The sequence below is a fragment of the Chryseobacterium sp. HR92 genome (assembly GCF_045689405.1).
GTDB lineage: Bacteria > Bacteroidota > Bacteroidia > Flavobacteriales > Weeksellaceae > Chryseobacterium > Chryseobacterium viscerum_A.
Map to the genome: position 1 here is coordinate 1,368,004 of NZ_CP139139.1, position 17,503 is coordinate 1,385,506.

The following is a 17,503-nucleotide window of genomic DNA, read 5'->3' on the forward strand; positions in this document are numbered from 1 at the left end:
GTCGCAATTAATATTATTGTGTTACCATTTGAAGAGTATTCTTGGAAATTTGTTCCAATAATACATTTTTTTCATGGTAAAATTTATCAATGTGATCCATCTTCGCATTTCTTACTGTGAATAAAGATACATTTTTAATTGCTTCGGTTTTAAAAATTTTTTGAAGCTCCTGGTTGAGCTCATCTATATGATTAAATTTATCTTCAAGGCACAATGCCAGGGAGATAGCAGAATTCTGCATTAGGGAAACCTTGATCTTATATTTAGATAAATATCCAAAAATTAAGCTCATATGGTCTTCTGCAATAAAAGAGAAATCTCTTGTAGATATCTTCAGAAGATCCTGGTTTTCTTTTAAAATATAAGATTCTTCCTGTTGGTTTTTGTCGGAAGCACCCACCTTTGTTCCTTCTTTGGTAGGATCTACAAAAGATTTTACATAAAAAGGAATGCTTTTTTGCTGTAGTGGCTGCAATGTTTTCGGATGAATAACACTTGCTCCGTAATAAGCCATCTCAATTGCTTCTTCATAAGAGATATTGGAAAGAAGAGATACATCATTGAATTTTCTCGGATCTCCGGTCATTACTCCCGGTACATCTTTCCAGATAGTCATCGCTTCAGCATTTAAGCAATAAGCAAAAATAGCAGCAGAGTAGTCTGAACCTTCTCTTCCTAACGTCACCGTAAAATTGTTTTCGTCAGAACCAATGAATCCCTGGGTTACGTAGCAGATCTCAGGATTCAGATTGGAAATAAATTCTTCTGTTCTTACCCAGTCTACGGTACCTTCTCTGTATGAATTGTCCGTTTTTATATAATCTCTGGCATCCAGCCATTGATTGGTAAATTGGATTTCATTCAGGTATTCACTCAGGATTTTGGTAGAAATCATTTCTCCGCAGCTTACCACCTGATCATAAACAAAGTTGTAGTTGGGAGACTTATTTCTTCTTAAAAAAGAATCAATATCATCGAAAAAGAGATTGATTTCTGCAAAAACCGCATGATTTTCAGGAAAAAGACCTTCCGCAATCTCAATGTGTTTTCGTTTTATCTTTTCAATCTCAGTTTGATAGTTCTCCTTTTTGAAATAAAGTTCTACAACTTTTTCCAACTCGTTTGTCGTCTTGCCCATTGCTGAAATCACCAGCAAACATTTGGCAAATCCCTGGCTTTTTAGAACCATGGATACGTTTTTCACACTTTCGGCATCTTTTACCGATGCTCCACCAAACTTGAAAATTTTCATTAAATTGTTAAAAATAAAATTGTTAGATAAAAAATTACATGAGTTTTTTACGGACGTCAAAATTATAAATTTACAACGAGATATGAAATAGCCAGGAAGGGAGATAGAATTAAGATTTCCTTAAAATCAACAATTAATGAAATAATTTGAATTTTTCGGGTGTCTGATATCACAAATCCGGAGACATAATTTTCAATAACCGTTTAGCGTTATACTGAATTACTTATGTATTGTGTTGAAATACAGCTGATAATCTCTTTTGTAATTAAATTTTCTTAATGCAATAAATTTTCCGAAATTTGGGCAAAACGTAAAAAGAAAAATATGTCAAATCAACCATTACAGACTTTAGGAGAATTTCTTATAGATAAGCAGGACGATTTTCAGTATTCTACAGGTGAATTTTCTCGTCTTCTAAGTGCAATAAGATTGGCTTCGAAAGTGGTAAACAGAGAAGTAAATAAAGCCGGAATTGTAGATATTACGGGAGCTGCAGGAAACCAAAATGTTCAGGGAGAAGAGCAGCAGAAATTAGATGTAATTGCTAATGAAATTTTTATTACGGCTTTGTCTCAAAGAGAGGTTGTTTGTGGTATTGCGTCTGAGGAAAATGATGATTTTATTGATATTAAATGTGGCGAAAACGGACATTTAAGCAAATATGTAGTATTGATCGACCCTTTAGACGGATCCTCAAATATTGATGTTAATGTTTCCGTAGGAACTATTTTCTCTATTTACAGAAGAGTAACTGAACCTGGAACTCCTGTACAGTTGGAAGACTTTTTACAGAAAGGAATCAATCAGATTGCAGCTGGATATGTTATTTACGGTTCATCTACAATGATCGTTTATACTACCGGAAACGGAGTAAACGGATTCACTCTGGATCCTTCATTGGGAACTTATTATCTTTCTCATCCTAATATGACCTTCCCGAAAACAGGTAAAATCTATTCCATCAACGAAGGAAACTATATCAAATTCCCTCAGGGAGTAAAAAATTACCTTAAATACTGCCAGATGGAAGAAGGAGATCGTCCTTATACTTCAAGATATATTGGTTCATTAGTAGCAGATTTCCACAGAAATATGCTGAAAGGAGGAATTTATATCTATCCTTCTTACTCACAGGCTCCAAATGGTAAATTAAGATTGTTATACGAATGTAATCCTATGGCATTCCTTGCAGAACAGGCAGGAGCAAAAGCAACTGACGGGTTCAGAAGAATTCTTGAAATAGAACCTACAGAACTTCACCAGAGAATTCCGTTCTTCTGTGGAAGTATAGACATGGTAGAGAAAGCAGAAGAATTCATGCGTATCGACAGTGTAAAATAAATGGAAGCAAATTATTTACAATATTTATTACAATTTAAACGCCCGAGTGGAACATCTCGCGGCGTTTTGCTTGATAAGGAAACCTTTATTCTCACTATTTCGGAAGACGGAAGAAAAGGAATAGGTGAATGTGCTATTTTCAGAGGTCTGAGTTTTGATGACAGGTCTGATTATGAAGAAAAGCTGAAGTGGCTTTGTGAAAATATTAATCAGGATACCGCTTTTTTAAAAAAAGAACTGAAAGAATTTCCATCAATTTGGTTTGGATATGAACAGGCAATTCTGAATCTGAAGCATGGTGGCAGCCTTTATTTTCCCAGTGAGTTTACCGAAGAGAAATCTGCTATCACCATTAATGGTTTGATATGGATGGGAGAGGTAGGGTACATGGAAGAGCAGATTCAGGATAAGCTTGAGAAAGGATTTCATTGTATTAAATTAAAAATAGGGGTCGATTGGAAATCTGAATATGTCATTCTACAGAAATTAAGGGAGAAATTCTCCAAAGATCAATTGGAACTTCGTGTGGACGCAAATGGAGGATTCAGTAAGGAAGAAGCAGTTATTGTTTTGCAGCAACTGGCGGACCTTCATATTCATTCTATTGAACAGCCTATCAAAGCAGGAAACTGGGATGATATGGCCGAATTATGTGCTAAAACACCTACTCCGATAGCATTGGATGAAGAGCTGATCGGGATTATTGATCCTGAAGAAAAGAAAAAGCTTTTAGAAAAAATAAAACCCCAATATATTATTCTGAAGCCTGCATTGGTAGGAGGTTTTTTCGGTTCAGATGAATGGATTTCTCTTGCTGAAAATCAGAATATCGGTTGGTGGATAACTTCAGCTTTGGAAAGCAATATTGGATTGAATGCCATTGCTCAATATACATTTACCAAAAAAAATCCAATGCCTCAAGGTTTAGGCACTGGAGCTTTATTTGTCAATAATTTTGAATCCGATTTAGAACTCAGAAATGAGTTACTATGGTTCAAAAGTATAAATGAGAAAAGTTAATTAGCATAATGGTGGAGGTGAATCCGGACATGTAGTCTGGCCACAGTAATCAGGACCCCATGATCTACAGCACATAGCAACAGGATTCCAACTATTACATCCAAGAGGTGGTCTTCCCCCTTTGATCGTTTTTAATTCTCCTCTTTTGATTTTCTTTAGATTTTTCATGATATTAATTTTATTTGATTGATAAGTAAATGTCGAAAACTTTTTTTAATTATACAACAAGTGGGGAATTATTTGGCAATATTTAACAATATTAAAGAAATATTTCAATACATATTAATCATGAAAATAGATTCCTGCATTTGTTTATGAGGAATAAGTATTGTTTTTTTCGGGCTGTTTTATAAGGATGAGTAGTTGTTGGGTCGAATACTTTGTTGATTTAGAGGTTGTTATTCAGTTAAATGACATCTTTTACGAAGATGGCCTTCTTAATATAGTCTAATATATAAGAAAACTGTTTTTTAATATTTTCCATAATAAAAAAAATTATAATTCCCTATAGTTTGAATTAGCAATCTTTATGCCATACTGCAGGCTTGAGCCAACTTTAACATAAAGTTCATTTTTTTAGAATTATTTTAATTATTTGTTAAGAAATAATTGTAAAAATATTTTCGTTTTCCTTGGATCGGTTGGTGATAAGATTCCTGTCTATCCCGCTTAAATTTTGAAAAATATCAGCCTGTACCTGTGAGCTGGAGAGGTATCCCCAGTGATTTCCCACTTCATATTTAAAGCTGTTCAGAAGATCATCTTTTACAAACGTACAATCGATGATAGAAACAATGTCTTTGTAGTGGCCAAGATCACTTGGTCCGTTTTTACCAAGTCTTGGTGTCAGAATATTTTTTGTAAACTGAGAAATTCCCAAAACCGTGTCCTGTCTGTTCAGGTAAATGGAAATCCGGTTGGCCAGTAATGGCAGTTTATTATATGAATCTTCGGAATCTTCAAATACTTTATAGCTGACATCTGCATTCAACAATAGAACCTGGTCGATAACACGGAGTATGTTCTCCCTTTTAAGACTGTACAACATGCTTTGAAGCACTCTGTTCCCCAAAGAATGAGCCATAATATGAATTCTTTGATTGCAGGGCGCAAGATCCCGGTTGGAAAAGATATCTTTTAAAAATTGAGTGTAGAAATAAAACAATCTCATCAGAGATGTTCCGGAATTGATACTGGAAGCCTTATCATCAAAATAACTCAACGGAATAATGCTTCCTGAGGCTGGCCAGCTTACAAATAAGATATGTTCTACAGGAGAAGCCGGATTATCAATGAATATTTTCTTAAGATCAAGGATCGCCTTTAATTCATCATCAAAATCATACAGATAACCATGGATGAATATCAGTACATCGCTTCTGTCTTTGGTGGAAGACATGTTTTTGTACAGCTCATAGAACATTCTTTGGGTGCCACCAAGATTATTGGCTGTAAGAGGAGATTTTTTAATTCCTTTCTCACTCAGCAGAACATCCAAAACTTCTTCATAGCCCTGTTTTTCGGGTTCGGAGAAAAACTTATAATTTAAGATATTTCTGTTGGTGTAGTCTTTTTTCTTTTTGGCTTGAGCAGTGGGCTCTTTGTAGTTATCAAAATCACATTTAGCAATCCTGAAATTTGGAATTGAGTATTCATCATTGGAAAAAGAATCTACTCTTTCGCCTTTATGACGAATGATCTTCCGGTTACTTAAGATATAAACGGCCATGATTGATAATTGGTTAAATGGTTTTAGCTTTCCCGAAATTAATGAAAATTACTGAAATACAAAGGATAAGGCTTTTAAATTATCACTTTTACAAACGCTTATTTTTCCGTAACTTTGTGAAACTTTTTTTGCTAAAAAATAAAAGCTACTTTAATGGAAGAAGAAAAAAAATCACTCAATTTTATTGAGCAAATTATAGAAGATGATATGGCAAACGGTCTGAAAAGAGATGAGATCCGTTTCCGTTTTCCCCCTGAACCCAATGGTTATTTGCATGTAGGGCACACAAAAGCCATCTGTATCAACTTTGGCCTGGGTGAAAAATACAATGCTCCCGTAAACCTTCGTTTCGACGATACTAACCCTGAGAAAGAAGAGCAGGAATTCGTAGATTCTATCATGAAAGACGTTGAATGGTTAGGTTTCAAATGGGATAAAGTTTTGTACGCATCCGATTACTTCCAGCAGCTTTACGATTGGGCAGTTCAGTTAATTAAAGAAGGAAAAGCTTATGTAGATGAGCAGCCTTCAGAAGTGATTACTGAGCAAAGAAAAAATCCTTCGGAACCAGGAATTGAATCTCCATACAGAAACCGTCCCGTTGAAGAATCATTAGATTTATTTGAAAGGATGAAAAACGGAGAATTTGAAAGTGGTTCAATGTCTCTTCGTGCAAAAATCGACATGCTTTCACCGAACATGAATATGCGTGACCCTGTGATGTACAGAATTTTAAATAAACCTCACCACAGAACAGGCACAGCATGGAAAATTTATCCGATGTACGACTGGGCACATGGTGAATCCGATTATATCGAACAAATTTCACACTCACTTTGTTCTTTGGAGTTTGAAAATCACAGACCTTTATACAACTGGTATTTAGATCAGGTTTATGAAGAAGGAAGGGTTAAAAACAAACAGAGAGAATTTGCAAGGATGAACGTTTCCTATATGATTACTTCTAAAAGAAAGCTGCAGAGATTGGTAGCAGAAGGAGTAGTAACAGGATGGGATGACCCTAGAATGCCTACCATTTCAGGAATGAGAAGAAAAGGATTTACGCCAGCTTCCATCAGAAACTTTATTGATAAAGTAGGGGTTGCAAAAAGAGAAAATCTTATTGAAATTCAATTGCTGGACTTCTGTGTACGTGAAGACCTTAATAAGGTTGCAAAACGTGTAATGGCAGTTGTAGATCCTGTGAAATTAGTGATCGAAAACTATCCTGAAGGTCAGGAAGAATGGTTGGAGACTGAAAATAATCCTGAGCAGGAAAATGCGGGAACAAGAGAAGTTCCTTTCTCAAGAGAGCTGTATATTGAACGTGAAGACTTCAAGGAAGAAGCTAACAATAAATTCTTCAGACTGAAATTAGGTGGAGAAGTTCGTTTGAAATCTGCTTATATCATCAAAGCTGAAAGAGTAGAGAAGGATGAAAATGGTGAGATCACTACCATCTATGCTACCTATGATGAGAAAAGCAGATCAGGAAGCGGAACAGAAGAAAGTTTAAGAAAAGTAAAAGGAACTTTACACTGGGTATCTGCAAAACATGCTCTTCCTGTAGAAGTGAGAACTTATAATCATTTGTTTACTGTGGAGCAGCCTGATGCTGAAAAAGATGTTGATTTCCTGAACTTCATTAACCCTGAGTCTATGGCTATTGTGAAAGGTTTTGCTGAGCCAAGCCTGAAAGATGTAGCTGTTGGTGAACCTCTTCAGTTCCAGAGAATAGGATACTTTACAAAAGATCAGGACTCTACAGAGGAAACTTTGGTATTTAACCGTACAGTAACACTGAAAGATTCTTTTAAACCTGAATAATTTTCGGGAATAGATAATAAAAAAATCAGGACTTCATTTGGAGTCCTGATTTTTATTTATACATGATGTCATTGCGAACCGAAAGTGATGCAATCTTGTGTTGGGTTTTCGCTGCTTTACATTTTCCAACAAATTCACCTATCCCTTCACGCCTTTGACCCATTCCTGGAATCTGCCCACCTGCTCCATCAGAAAAGATTCATGTTCTTCTTTTTCTTCAGGACGGTTTACCAGGATATGTTCAAAATAAGTTCCTTTTAATATTTTTCTTAAAATTCCTTCTCCTAGGAAAGGTTTATAGTCATTTAGTGCCTGGGTAGCTTTCAATAAATGTCTGATATCATACTGTAAAGGATTGATATCCGGTACCTGTTTATTTAGGTTAAGTAGATTGTAAACAGCAATTCTTGCAGTTCTGACAGAACTTTCCATCGTGAATACAACATCATTATTGGTCTCTACAAACTGTCCTACAAGTCCTAAGTTGGTACACCCCTCAGGAACTACTCTCGGACGGTCTCCCTGCGCTCTTGGCATAAACATGGAAGTGATGTAAGGCATGAATGCAGTACGTACAATGGTGTTTTCTATGACATTATCCAGTTGATCTGTCATTCCAAGGTGGTAGCACAGCTCGGCCAGTATCTCGTTTCCGGTACACTGAGGCATTGGTTTTTTGATGTAATTACCTTCTTTATCCATTAACAAGGCATAAACCCAAACTACAAGAATATCATCCGGCTGAGTAGGGAAGTGTGGCTGTCTGTTGCAGGTAAAGCTCATTACCCAATTGGAGTCTGTAATGGTAATAATACCTCCTGTAGCAGTTCTGCCTGAATAAGGATCATTCACACACAGCTCTTTCAGTTTCTCTGTGAATGCGGAAGGGCGGCAAGTTAATGTTGCAGATTCCCATGAAGATTTTTCAATATGGCTGCAGAACTTTTCAGGTTTCCCAAATACTTCAGATTTGGCTGCGAGATTTTTCCACAGTTTCCATCCGGCACTTTGTCCGGCACTGCTGTTGTCTATGGTAACTTCAGGAACGGTATTGTTGTCTCCGTAGAATGTACTTTCAGTCATAGATCCGGTAGTTACAATAACGTAATCATCTTTACCGATTGGTATTCTTACTTCCTCTCCACTCTGTTCAGTGATGATTCCTTCTACTGTTTTTCCTTCCGTGTTAATATGAATGTCAAGATCTTTTACCAAAGTATTGAACTGAATCTGTACTCCTTTTTCTATCAGAAAGTTTTTCAGTGGGGTTACATAGGTGTCATACTGGTTGTATTTTGGGAAAACAAGACATGAGAAGTCTTTCATTCCGTCAATAGCATGAAGGAATCTGTGCATATACAGCTTCAGTTCCAGTAAACTGTGCCAGTTTTCAAAGGCAAACATAGAACGCCAGAAGAACCAGAAGTTACTGTTCAGAAAAGATTCTGCAAAATAGTCTTCAATTGTAAGATCATCAAGTTCTTCTTTTTTCTTCAACAGAAGTTTTACAATGGCCAGCTGATCTTTTTTCTCAAGTCCGAATTTACTGAAGTCCTGTATCTGTCCCTGGTTGTGGATCAGTCTTGCTTTAGAATAATTCGGGTCATTGTCATTGATGAGGCGGTATTCATCCAGTACACTGTATGGTGCAGGAAGTTCCAAAGCGGGAATATCCTGGAACATATCCCATAAATTCTCATAAGTCATGTCCATTTCCCTTCCTCCACGGATGATATAACCGTCTTTTGCATTACCTGCTCCGTCCAGAGATCCGCCTTCAATATTCAATTGATCAAGGAAAATAATATTTTTGCCTGGTACACGGCCATCACGGATAAAATAATAAGCGGCAGACATACCTGCAATTCCGCTTCCTACAATATAAATTTTGCTGTTTTCGTAAGACTGCAAAGGGATACCTTTATTACGTTGATAGTTTCCGATCTGGTCGGAGAAAGGCATCGTTTTTTCAGGAGTGTTAATCTGAACTTCTTTACTTGAATCCGGTTCGTGGTTTACGTTCCCAAACTGGTCAGAGGCATTTAAAACTTTGTCGAATTTTGAATTGATCGTACTCATTTTGTATTGTTTTTAATTAACAGTATAAAGGTACCTCTATTCACAAAGCGATATATATCCCCAACTTCAGAATTATTATCCCCAAATTCTCATGACTGAATATTTTCTTTAATTCTGTATTCCGAAGGAGAAAGCGCAGTATGTTTTTTAAAAAAACGGCCAAATGCAGAAGCTGAATTAAACTGAAGCTCAAATGCAACCTCAGAAATCGTCATGTCAGGATTCCCAAGCATTACATACGCTTCCTTCAGCAAAGCTTCGTCAATAACCTCGTGAGGTGTTTTTCCACTTGCCTTTTTAATGATTTCGATAAGATATTTGTTGGAAACATACAGTTGATCCGCATAAAACTTAACCGTTCGCTCCCGGGTAATATTTTCCCTGATCAGTTTGCTGAATTTCAGATAAAGGTCTTTTTTTCCATCTTCTTTTTCCGGATTTGCAGAGTTTTCCTGTTCCATAATCTCAGCGGTTTCCAGCAGCAGATGGAAAATAATGGTACGGATAATCTCTTCTGTAAACTTTCCCTGCTTTTTAGATTTTTTATCAAGATCATCCAAAATATTTTGGAGTAAAGAAGAATTTTTTGAAGTGGTTTTTACGATACTGTATGACCCTTTGGAGAAAAGGTTCATTTTTTCAATGATAAAGGGATTGGAAATATTTTTAATCAGAAAATTCTTGTCGAAGAACAGCAGTTTCATTGTGAAATTATTACTGGTCTTTCCAAACTTTACAATTGTAGAAGGAGCAGCCATGAGAAAACTGTTGGCATCCACTTTATATTTCTGGCGGTCTATCTCAATGTTGATTTCTCCTGCAGTACAAATGCACAGAGCATAATAATCCATTCTGAAAGGAGCTTTGGGAAATTCGAAAATGGGTTTTCCGGAGGAAATATAGTAGGATTGCCGGCAGTCAATACTGTAAAAGGAAAGTGTATCATGTAAATTTTCTTAGGTTACCATTCTTACGTATTGATTAAAATTTTATTGTGTTTTTAAGTTATTTTAGTCTAAAACCATTGTTGTTACTGCAATTTACGGTTTTTATAAAAGCTTTTGAGTTTTATAAAGTAAAAAAAACGTTTTTTAGGATACAGCTGATAGTCTGTTTTTATGGATGCTATTTATAAAAAAAGGGTTTAAATAAGGGCTTTTGGGTTAATTTTATCTAATTTTGCATTTTCAAATTCCCCCCAAAATATTATTGTGAGACTAATTAACGTATATACGAGTTCTTTCAAAGGACTCTCGCAGGAGAGTTGGATGCTGGCGTTGGTAATGCTCATCAACAGGGCTGGTTCTATGGTACTTCCGTTTTTGGGAGTTTATATGACCAATCATTTACATTTCAGTATTGAAAATTCAGGAATTGTTCTGAGCTTTTTTGGAATAGGTTCCGTCATTGGTTCGTGGCTGGGAGGAATGATTACGGATAAAATTGGCGAATACAGGGTACAGAGTCTGAGTTTACTCCTCAGCGTTCCTTTATTTTGTTTAATTCCGCTTTTTACAACCGAAGCTGGTTTGGCTGGGATTATTTTAGCTCAGAGTATTGTAAGTGAAACATTTCGTCCGGCAAACTCGGTGGCTATTACAAAATATGCGAAACCAGAAAATATTACCCGGGCTTTTTCACTGAACCGTATGGCTGTAAATCTTGGATTTTCTATCGGGCCTGCATTAGGAGGTATTTTATCTGCTATTTCTTATGAATTTCTGTTTTTCAGTAATGCACTGGCTGCTTTGCTGGCTGGGCTGATGTATATCTGGTTCTTTAAAGACCGCGCAAGATTGGCCAAACAACAGGCGAAAAAGGTAAAAGAAACAATTGTCATTAAAAAAGAAAGCTCTCCATACCGGGACGGTAAATTTTTGATGTACTGCGTGTTCTGTATGTTGTTTTCAATATGTTTCTTCCAGTTATTCAGTACGCTGACAATATTTTATAAAGATACCGCACATATGAGTCAGCAAAACATCGGTTATATTCTTGGATACAGCGGTTTTCTGATTGTATTGCTGGAAATGGGACTGGTACAGATTGCTGAGAAGTATTTTACGTTAGCTTTTACCATGCTTATCGGAACTTTCCTGTGTGGAGTTTCTTATGCAATGCTGGCTTTCGATTATAGTATGGTTACCCTTGTTCTGTCTATGACATTACTTTGTGTGGGAGAAATATGGACACTTCCTTTTATGTCAACCATTACAGCATTACGTTCAGGAGAGAACAATAAAGGTGCTTATATGGGATTGAACGGAATGTCATTTTCCATTGCATTCATCATTACACCTTACATAGGAACACTGATTGCAGAGAAATTAGGCTTTAACACATTATGGATTGGAACAGGAGTACTGGCTGTTGCTATTGCTATCGGTTTTTACTTTATCATTCCATGGATGCTTAAGAATAAGAATAAAGTTGAAGATGAATTAATATAGAGAAAATAAAAACTCTGATTGATAAGTCAAAAACTGAAAAAGCGGGTAATTCACTAAGGATTACCCGCTTTTTTATATGAATGTATGAATTCAATTAAGATTTGGAAAGAATTGTGCTAATGATCATATTCGCATGAATTCTTGAGTTTTCAATGAACCAGAGGTGAGTATCTTTTCCGCCGCATACAACTCCTGCAAGATAGAGGTTGGGAATATTGGTTTCCATAGTTTCAAGGTTATAAAATGGATTCAGGCAGTCACCGTTGAGTTCAATACCTGAATTTCTCAGAAAATCAAAATCAGGAAGATAACCTGTCATGGCCAGAACAAAATCATTGTCGATTTCGTGAATTTCTTCGTTTTCATCTTTGAAAATAATGGTATTGTCTTTAATTTCGATCATTTCTGCATTAAAATAAGCTTTAATACTGCCTTCTGCAATTCTGTTTTCTATATCCGGTTTTACCCAGTATTTTACACTTTTGGAAATTTCAGAATGACGAATAATCATGGTTACTTCAGCACCTTTTCTATAGGTTTCCAGGGCCGCATCTACCGCAGAATTACTTGATCCTACAACTACAATTTTCTGTCTTGCATAAGGATAAGGTTCAGTATAGTAATGCTTGACCTTTGGAAGATTTTCACCGGGAATATTCATGAGGTTGGGGATATCATAGAATCCGGTAGCAATCACTATATTTTTAGCCAGATAGTTTGCTTTGGAAGTACTGATCTCAAATATTTCATTATTTTTCGAAACATTCAGCACTTTTTCATACAGATTAATGTTAAGCTTTTTTTGTCTGGCAATTCCCTGGTAATATTCTAATGCTTCCTGTCTTCCTGGTTTGGGAGCAGTTGAAATAAATGGAATTTCATCAATCTCGAGTTTTTCCGCAGTGGAGAAAAAACGCATATATAAAGGATAATTGTACAGAGAGTTGACAATGGTTCCTTTTTCTATGATGAGATGGCTAAGATTATTTTTTTGAGCTTCAAGGGCACAGTTCAAACCGATTGGCCCGGCTCCGATAATGAGAATATCCAACATTTTCATCTAACAAATGTACGATGTAATTTTTAAAATGAGAAGCTATAACCCATCAACTCCCATAGTCTTTATCACTTTATATCATTTATCGGTTGGCATCAGTTTTGGTGTTTTTTAGCAACTGCAAAATTTAAAATATGAAAAAATTACTTATTCCATTGGTTGTTTTGGTTATGGTTGTAGCCTGTAAAAAAGAGGCTGGAAAACCTGTTCCCAATGTGATTGATTCTATAGCACAAAATAAAACAGACAGTGCGGGTACCGTTCGGAATATTGCCAATAAAGAAGCAGTTTTGAAGCAGACCAATGATGAAGTTTTGAAAGCTCTGAAAAATAAAGATTATACCAGTTTTGCATCCTTGATCCACCCTGAAAAAGGAATCCGTTTTTCAATGTATGCTTTTGTGGATATCAAAGGTGATAAGCATTTTTCTAAAGCAGATTTTGAGAAATATCAGCCTGCCAAAACATTGTTTACCTGGGGAGCACATGATGGCTCTGGAGATCCATATAAGGCAACAATCAATGATTATCTTGGTAAATGGGTTTTTTCTAAAGACTTTACTGCATCCCAATATTCACTGAATAAATTCATCGGCGGAGGTAATTCCCTGAATAATTTAAAAGAAATTTATCCTAAACATGACTTTACCGAAAACTATATCAAAGGAACGGAAAAGTATGGTGATATGGATTGGAAAACACTCCGTTTTGTATTTGAAGAATTTCAGGGGAAATATTATCTGATCGCTGTGGTAAATGATCAGTGGACGATTTAGAAGAAGTTAGAAGTTAGAAGTTAGAAGTTAGAAGTTGAGGCGGATATTTTTAACTTCCGGCCTCTAACTTCCTTTCTTTATATTATAAAATTTCAGTCAACTGACGGGTTAAATTTTTTCTTGAAAACTGCTCTATATGCTGAGTGTTTTCAAGAAGATTTCCTTCTTTCCAAAGGTTGAATTTTTCAAGAATAAATTTCTTGACAGTTTCTGTATCCTGATAATTAAAATGCTTTCCTGCCTGGGTTTCTTCCAGAATTTTTGCAACATCAGCTCTATCGGGACCGAATGACAGAATCTGTTTTCCTGAAGCCAGATATTCAAATATTTTTCCTGGAATAATTCCTTTTGAAGATTCGTTCGGGAAATTGGTAATTAGAAGCAAATCTGAATTCTGCATTTCCTCCACAGCTTTTCCGTGGGCAAGATATCCAAGGTTCAGGATGTGATTTTTCAGACTTGAATTTTCGATAGACTGCAGGATTTTATCATCTATTCTTCCTACAAATTTCAATTTAAAATCAGTTGCAAATTCAGCATTTTCCTTTACAAGTTCGTCAAGTGCATTCCAAAGATTCTCAGGATTTCTGAGCTGCTCCAAAACGCCGATATAACTTAAAGTAAAAGCACTGCTCATTTGCCTTGTTACACTTTTATCAGAATCACTTTCATCAAATCCGTTCGTAATACAAATGGCATTAGCTCCTGCTTTCCTGAAGTTTTCCGCATCGGTATAACTTGTAGCCAAAGTGATGTCTGCATTTTTAAATACAGCACTCTCAAGCTGACGGTGTTTTTTATCTGAACTTTTGGTTAGTTTCAGGTGTTTATAATAGGAAATTTCTGTCCATGGATCACGAAAATCGGCAATCCATTTCAGATCCGGCATTTTATTTTTAAGTCCTAAACCAATCAGATGAAGTGAGTGTGGAGGACCCGAAGTTACAATCGTATTTATTTTATTTTCCTTCAGATATTTTTCCAAAAATGTAATGGAAGGTTTTACCCAAAAAACTCTGGCATCGGGAATGAAAAAATTTCCCCTTACCCAGATCGAAAGTCTGGATTTCCAGCTTTGATTTTTTCCTACGTCAAATTGTCCTGCCTTAAACTTTTTATTGCTTTTATTCAGTTTTTCAGCCAGCTGATAAGGTTCCCAGATTTTGGTTCTCACCATCTCAATGTTTTCAGGAATATCTTTCATCAGCGTTTCATCCAGCAATGGATAACTTGGGTTTTCCGGAGTATAAATGATAGGTTTCCATCCGAAATCCGGCAGATATTTTGCAAACTTCAGCCATCTTTGAACACCAGGACCTCCCGCAGGAGGCCAGTAATAGGTGATAATCAATATTTTCTTCTGTTCCATTTTGAATATTTTGCCATTCAGAATGACATTGCACAATATTATATTGTTTTAAGCTTTTTGTTCAGCTACAATTTCTTTTTTCTTGTTTTTGTTGATCCAGAAAATTCCAAATGCGGACAATAAAATAAATAATCCGAATGACAGCAGAGAAACCCATTTTCCTTTTTCTATTACTTCAGGTTCAAAAACCATTCTGATATGGTGATTTCCTGCCGGAACATGTACTGCACGAAGCAAGTAATCTGCTTTGATATAAGGAACTTCTTTCTCATCCACCAGGACTTTCCATCCGTGAGGATAATATACTTCAGAGAATACTGCCAATTGAGGCGTTTTCGACTGAGATTTAAATTCAAGTTCGTTAGGCTGGTATTTTGTAAGATTGATAAATGCTGTAGGATCTGCCTGAACTGGTTTGTTGTCAAAATATGATTTATCAGATGATGCAATAACTGCTGTTTTTTTGTTGTCGATAGTTCCAATGGATTTTATTTCCTGATTAGGAGTATCTACAAACTTTAAATCACTTACAAACCATGCATTTCCGTTGGCTTTTGGATTAGGAACAACCTGTGGCTGCTCAGGTCCTCCGAAAACCATGTATTTGGCATTTAATAAGTTTAATACATTAGGAGTTTTTACACTGTCTACACTATTGATGTATTCATTCAGAACATCATCATATCTTCTTAGTTTTACAGCGTGGTAACCACCAATTGAAGCTTTAAAATAAGAGGTATTGGTCTCACTTGTTACTCCTAAAGTCTGGTTGTAAATTCTGTAGTGCGTTTTGTCTTTGTCGGCAATAGTTTCCAATGTTTTGTTGATGTTCACATTGGATAAAATAGATTCCAGATTCGGATTTCCCTGAACTTTTTCAGCCAGCAGGTCTGAACTTTCTGTCTGGAAAGGATTTTCAGCAAAGATTTTATCTACATAGTTTTCGTCATTCAGATAACGTTTGTTTACGGTCCAAAGATCAAATAAACTTACAACTCCAATCACTACCAAAGCAATATTCTGATTAAGCTTTTTCTTTAAAGTTAAGAATAATGCTGCCGCAGTAATGGCTACATAAATGAATGCTTTTATAGCGTCTATTCTGAATAGTTTATATCTTTCATCTACAAGATAATCAAGCAGGAAAGGAGGAAAATAAGTCTTTTCGCTTTCTGTTGAAAAACCTAGCAGTGATTTTCCGAAGATCAAGAGGATCAATAAAAACCCTAAAGTTCCACCTCCAACATACATAAGAATTTTCTGCTTATATTCTTCAGTAAGTTCTTCATCTGTGAAGAATCTGTATAACCCCAGAATGGCAATTAAAGGGAATAATAATTCTACAACCACCAGGATTGAAGAAGGTGCTCTGAATTTATTATAGAACGGAACATAATCAATAAAGAAATCAGATAACGGCATAAAGTTACTTCCCCAAGCCAGTAAAATAGTCAGGATAGAAGCCCCTAAAATCCAGTAACGGTATTTTTTTCTGGCAAAGAAAAACCCTAATAAAGCAAGGAAACACACAATGGCTCCCTGATAAGCAGGTCCTGAAGTTCCCGGCTGATCTCCCCAGTAGGTCATTCCGCTGAAACCTTTTGAAATTCTGTCCATTTCAGCCTGTGAACCTACATTTTCCTGAACCAGTTCCTGAACTTTATTCATCATTTCTTTTCCTTCCGGCTCCTGGCTTCCTCCACCCATCAATCTTGGGATAAATAGGTTTAAAGTTTCAAGCTGTCCATAGCTCCACATCAGCATACTTTCTTTATCCATTCCGGATTTTCCTGAAGTGTGGCTGTCATTATTTAAGATCTGCTTTCCACGAACTGTTTCTTTTACATATTCCGAGTTGGCCATGATTCTTTGTGAATTCATTCCAACTCCGATAATACATGATGCTGCAATAATTCCTGATGAAATAAGAAAATGCTTCATCGGTGTCTTTTTCTGAATGGCTCTGATGAGTTCAGACAGGAATAAGAATCCTAGTGCAAGGAACAGATAATACGTCATCTGTGGGTGATTGGCTGCAATCTGCAGTCCCATAAAAAGGGTAGTAACAATGAACCCCCAGATGTATTGTTTTCTAATATAAACGAGTAAAATTCCGGCTAGCAGCGGTGCAAAATATTCAATGGTATTTACTTTACCGTTATGTCCGGCTGCAATAATGATATAAAAATAGGTTGAAAGTCCAAAGAAAGTAGCCCCTAAAAGCGCATACTTCCAGTTTCTGACTACAACCATTCCCAAAAGGAAAAAACCTGCAAACAGCAGGAAGAGATAATTAACCGGCCTTGGCAGGAAATTCAGATTGCTGTCGATTTTTTTGATGATGTCACCTTTGAACTGGCTTCCCATCTGATAAGTCGGCATTCCCCCAAACATGGAGTCACTCCAGTAGGTCTCATTTCCGGTATTCGCTCTATAGTCGAGCAGTTCTTTTGCTCCTCCTCTATATTGCACAATATCGTGCTGGAAAAGCTGTTTACCTGTAAATACAGGAGTAGAATATAAAAATGCTAAAACTATAAATACTACTAATGAAGCTGCAATATAAATGAAGTTTTTATTTTTTGCCATGCTGGTTATTATCT

The 17,503-nt window shown here is 36.2% G+C and carries 13 protein-coding genes; 5 read left to right on the forward strand and 8 right to left on the reverse strand.

Features of this window, described 5'->3' with window-relative positions:
• Window positions 1-13 precede the first annotated feature (13 nt).
• Window positions 14-1,252: an aspartate kinase gene (locus SFA27_RS06160; RefSeq protein WP_047378568.1), complete on the reverse strand. Its 1,239-nt coding sequence runs from the start codon at window positions 1,250-1,252 to the stop codon at window positions 14-16.
• Window positions 1,253-1,576: 324 nt separating this feature from the next.
• On the opposite strand from SFA27_RS06160, the gene fbp reads away from it, so the two are divergent.
• The gene (gene fbp, locus SFA27_RS06165; protein WP_047378567.1) at window positions 1,577-2,593 is read left to right on the forward strand and encodes a class 1 fructose-bisphosphatase; all 1,017 of its coding nucleotides are present in this window, start codon (window positions 1,577-1,579) and stop codon (window positions 2,591-2,593) included.
• Window positions 2,594-3,613, forward strand: a complete 1,020-nt coding sequence (locus SFA27_RS06170; protein ID WP_047378566.1) for an o-succinylbenzoate synthase — start codon at window positions 2,594-2,596, stop codon at window positions 3,611-3,613.
• On the opposite strand, the gene SFA27_RS06175 is transcribed toward SFA27_RS06170, so the two are convergent.
• Together SFA27_RS06175 and SFA27_RS06180 are read right to left on the reverse strand one after the other, a co-directional pair.
• Window positions 3,614-3,781, reverse strand: a complete 168-nt coding sequence (locus tag SFA27_RS06175) for a bacteriocin-like protein (protein ID WP_156118473.1) — start codon at window positions 3,779-3,781, stop codon at window positions 3,614-3,616.
• Between the two features lie 430 nt (window positions 3,782-4,211).
• Entirely contained in the window at window positions 4,212-5,342 is a 1,131-nt protein-coding gene (locus SFA27_RS06180; RefSeq protein ID WP_047378565.1) for an alpha/beta hydrolase, read from the reverse strand.
• Window positions 5,343-5,495: 153 nt separating this feature from the next.
• Between SFA27_RS06180 and SFA27_RS06185 the strand changes: the two genes are divergently transcribed.
• Entirely contained in the window at window positions 5,496-7,169 is a 1,674-nt protein-coding gene (locus SFA27_RS06185; RefSeq protein WP_047378562.1) for a glutamine--tRNA ligase/YqeY domain fusion protein, read from the forward strand.
• Between the two features lie 138 nt (window positions 7,170-7,307).
• Here the strand turns inward: SFA27_RS06185 and SFA27_RS06190 are convergent, their stop codons facing one another.
• Together SFA27_RS06190 and SFA27_RS06195 are read right to left on the reverse strand one after the other, a co-directional pair.
• Window positions 7,308-9,248, reverse strand: coding sequence for an oleate hydratase (locus SFA27_RS06190; protein WP_407297065.1), 1,941 nt, complete (start codon window positions 9,246-9,248; stop codon window positions 7,308-7,310).
• A gap of 89 nt (window positions 9,249-9,337) precedes the next feature.
• A complete protein-coding gene (locus SFA27_RS06195) occupies window positions 9,338-10,099 on the reverse strand; it encodes a helix-turn-helix domain-containing protein (protein ID WP_407297067.1) in 762 nt (253 codons plus the stop codon).
• Between the two features lie 417 nt (window positions 10,100-10,516).
• Between SFA27_RS06195 and SFA27_RS06200 the strand changes: the two genes are divergently transcribed.
• On the forward strand, window positions 10,517-11,698 hold the full coding sequence (locus SFA27_RS06200; RefSeq protein WP_264518683.1) for an MFS transporter: 1,182 nt from the start codon (window positions 10,517-10,519) through the stop codon (window positions 11,696-11,698).
• 94 nt (window positions 11,699-11,792) lie between these two features.
• Here SFA27_RS06200 and SFA27_RS06205 read toward each other — a convergent pair whose 3' ends face one another.
• Complete coding sequence (locus SFA27_RS06205; protein WP_407297069.1) at window positions 11,793-12,758, reverse strand: YpdA family putative bacillithiol disulfide reductase; 966 nt, start codon at window positions 12,756-12,758, stop codon at window positions 11,793-11,795.
• 131 nt (window positions 12,759-12,889) lie between these two features.
• Between SFA27_RS06205 and SFA27_RS06210 the strand changes: the two genes are divergently transcribed.
• On the forward strand, window positions 12,890-13,531 hold the full coding sequence (locus SFA27_RS06210; protein ID WP_264517275.1) for a hypothetical protein: 642 nt from the start codon (window positions 12,890-12,892) through the stop codon (window positions 13,529-13,531).
• 82 nt (window positions 13,532-13,613) lie between these two features.
• On the opposite strand, the gene SFA27_RS06215 is transcribed toward SFA27_RS06210, so the two are convergent.
• Window positions 13,614-14,900 (reverse strand): glycosyl transferase family 1, encoded by a 1,287-nt coding sequence (locus SFA27_RS06215; protein ID WP_407297071.1) that lies wholly within the window; start codon window positions 14,898-14,900, stop codon window positions 13,614-13,616.
• A gap of 48 nt (window positions 14,901-14,948) precedes the next feature.
• Entirely contained in the window at window positions 14,949-17,489 is a 2,541-nt protein-coding gene (locus tag SFA27_RS06220) for a YfhO family protein (RefSeq protein ID WP_264517277.1), read from the reverse strand.
• Window positions 17,490-17,503 lie beyond the last annotated feature (14 nt).

Excerpts from the sequence above, each read along its gene's own strand:
- SFA27_RS06175 (WP_156118473.1), bottom strand. The coding sequence starts at position 3,781 with ATGAAAAATCTAAAGAAAATCAAAAGAGGAGAATTAAAAACGATCAAA.
- SFA27_RS06220 (WP_264517277.1), bottom strand. The coding sequence starts at position 17,489 with ATGGCAAAAAATAAAAACTTCATTTATATTGCAGCTTCATTAGTAGTA.
- SFA27_RS06210 (WP_264517275.1), top strand. The coding sequence starts at position 12,890 with ATGAAAAAATTACTTATTCCATTGGTTGTTTTGGTTATGGTTGTAGCC.
- SFA27_RS06200 (WP_264518683.1), top strand. The coding sequence starts at position 10,517 with ATGCTGGCGTTGGTAATGCTCATCAACAGGGCTGGTTCTATGGTACTT.
- SFA27_RS06190 (WP_407297065.1), bottom strand. The coding sequence starts at position 9,248 with ATGAGTACGATCAATTCAAAATTCGACAAAGTTTTAAATGCCTCTGAC.
- SFA27_RS06180 (WP_047378565.1), bottom strand. The coding sequence starts at position 5,342 with ATGGCCGTTTATATCTTAAGTAACCGGAAGATCATTCGTCATAAAGGC.
- SFA27_RS06215 (WP_407297071.1), bottom strand. The coding sequence starts at position 14,900 with ATGGAACAGAAGAAAATATTGATTATCACCTATTACTGGCCTCCTGCG.
- SFA27_RS06195 (WP_407297067.1), bottom strand. The coding sequence starts at position 10,099 with ATGGATTATTATGCTCTGTGCATTTGTACTGCAGGAGAAATCAACATT.
- SFA27_RS06160 (WP_047378568.1), bottom strand. The coding sequence starts at position 1,252 with ATGAAAATTTTCAAGTTTGGTGGAGCATCGGTAAAAGATGCCGAAAGT.
- SFA27_RS06170 (WP_047378566.1), top strand. The coding sequence starts at position 2,594 with ATGGAAGCAAATTATTTACAATATTTATTACAATTTAAACGCCCGAGT.
- SFA27_RS06185 (WP_047378562.1), top strand. The coding sequence starts at position 5,496 with ATGGAAGAAGAAAAAAAATCACTCAATTTTATTGAGCAAATTATAGAA.
- fbp (WP_047378567.1), top strand. The coding sequence starts at position 1,577 with ATGTCAAATCAACCATTACAGACTTTAGGAGAATTTCTTATAGATAAG.
- SFA27_RS06205 (WP_407297069.1), bottom strand. The coding sequence starts at position 12,758 with ATGAAAATGTTGGATATTCTCATTATCGGAGCCGGGCCAATCGGTTTG.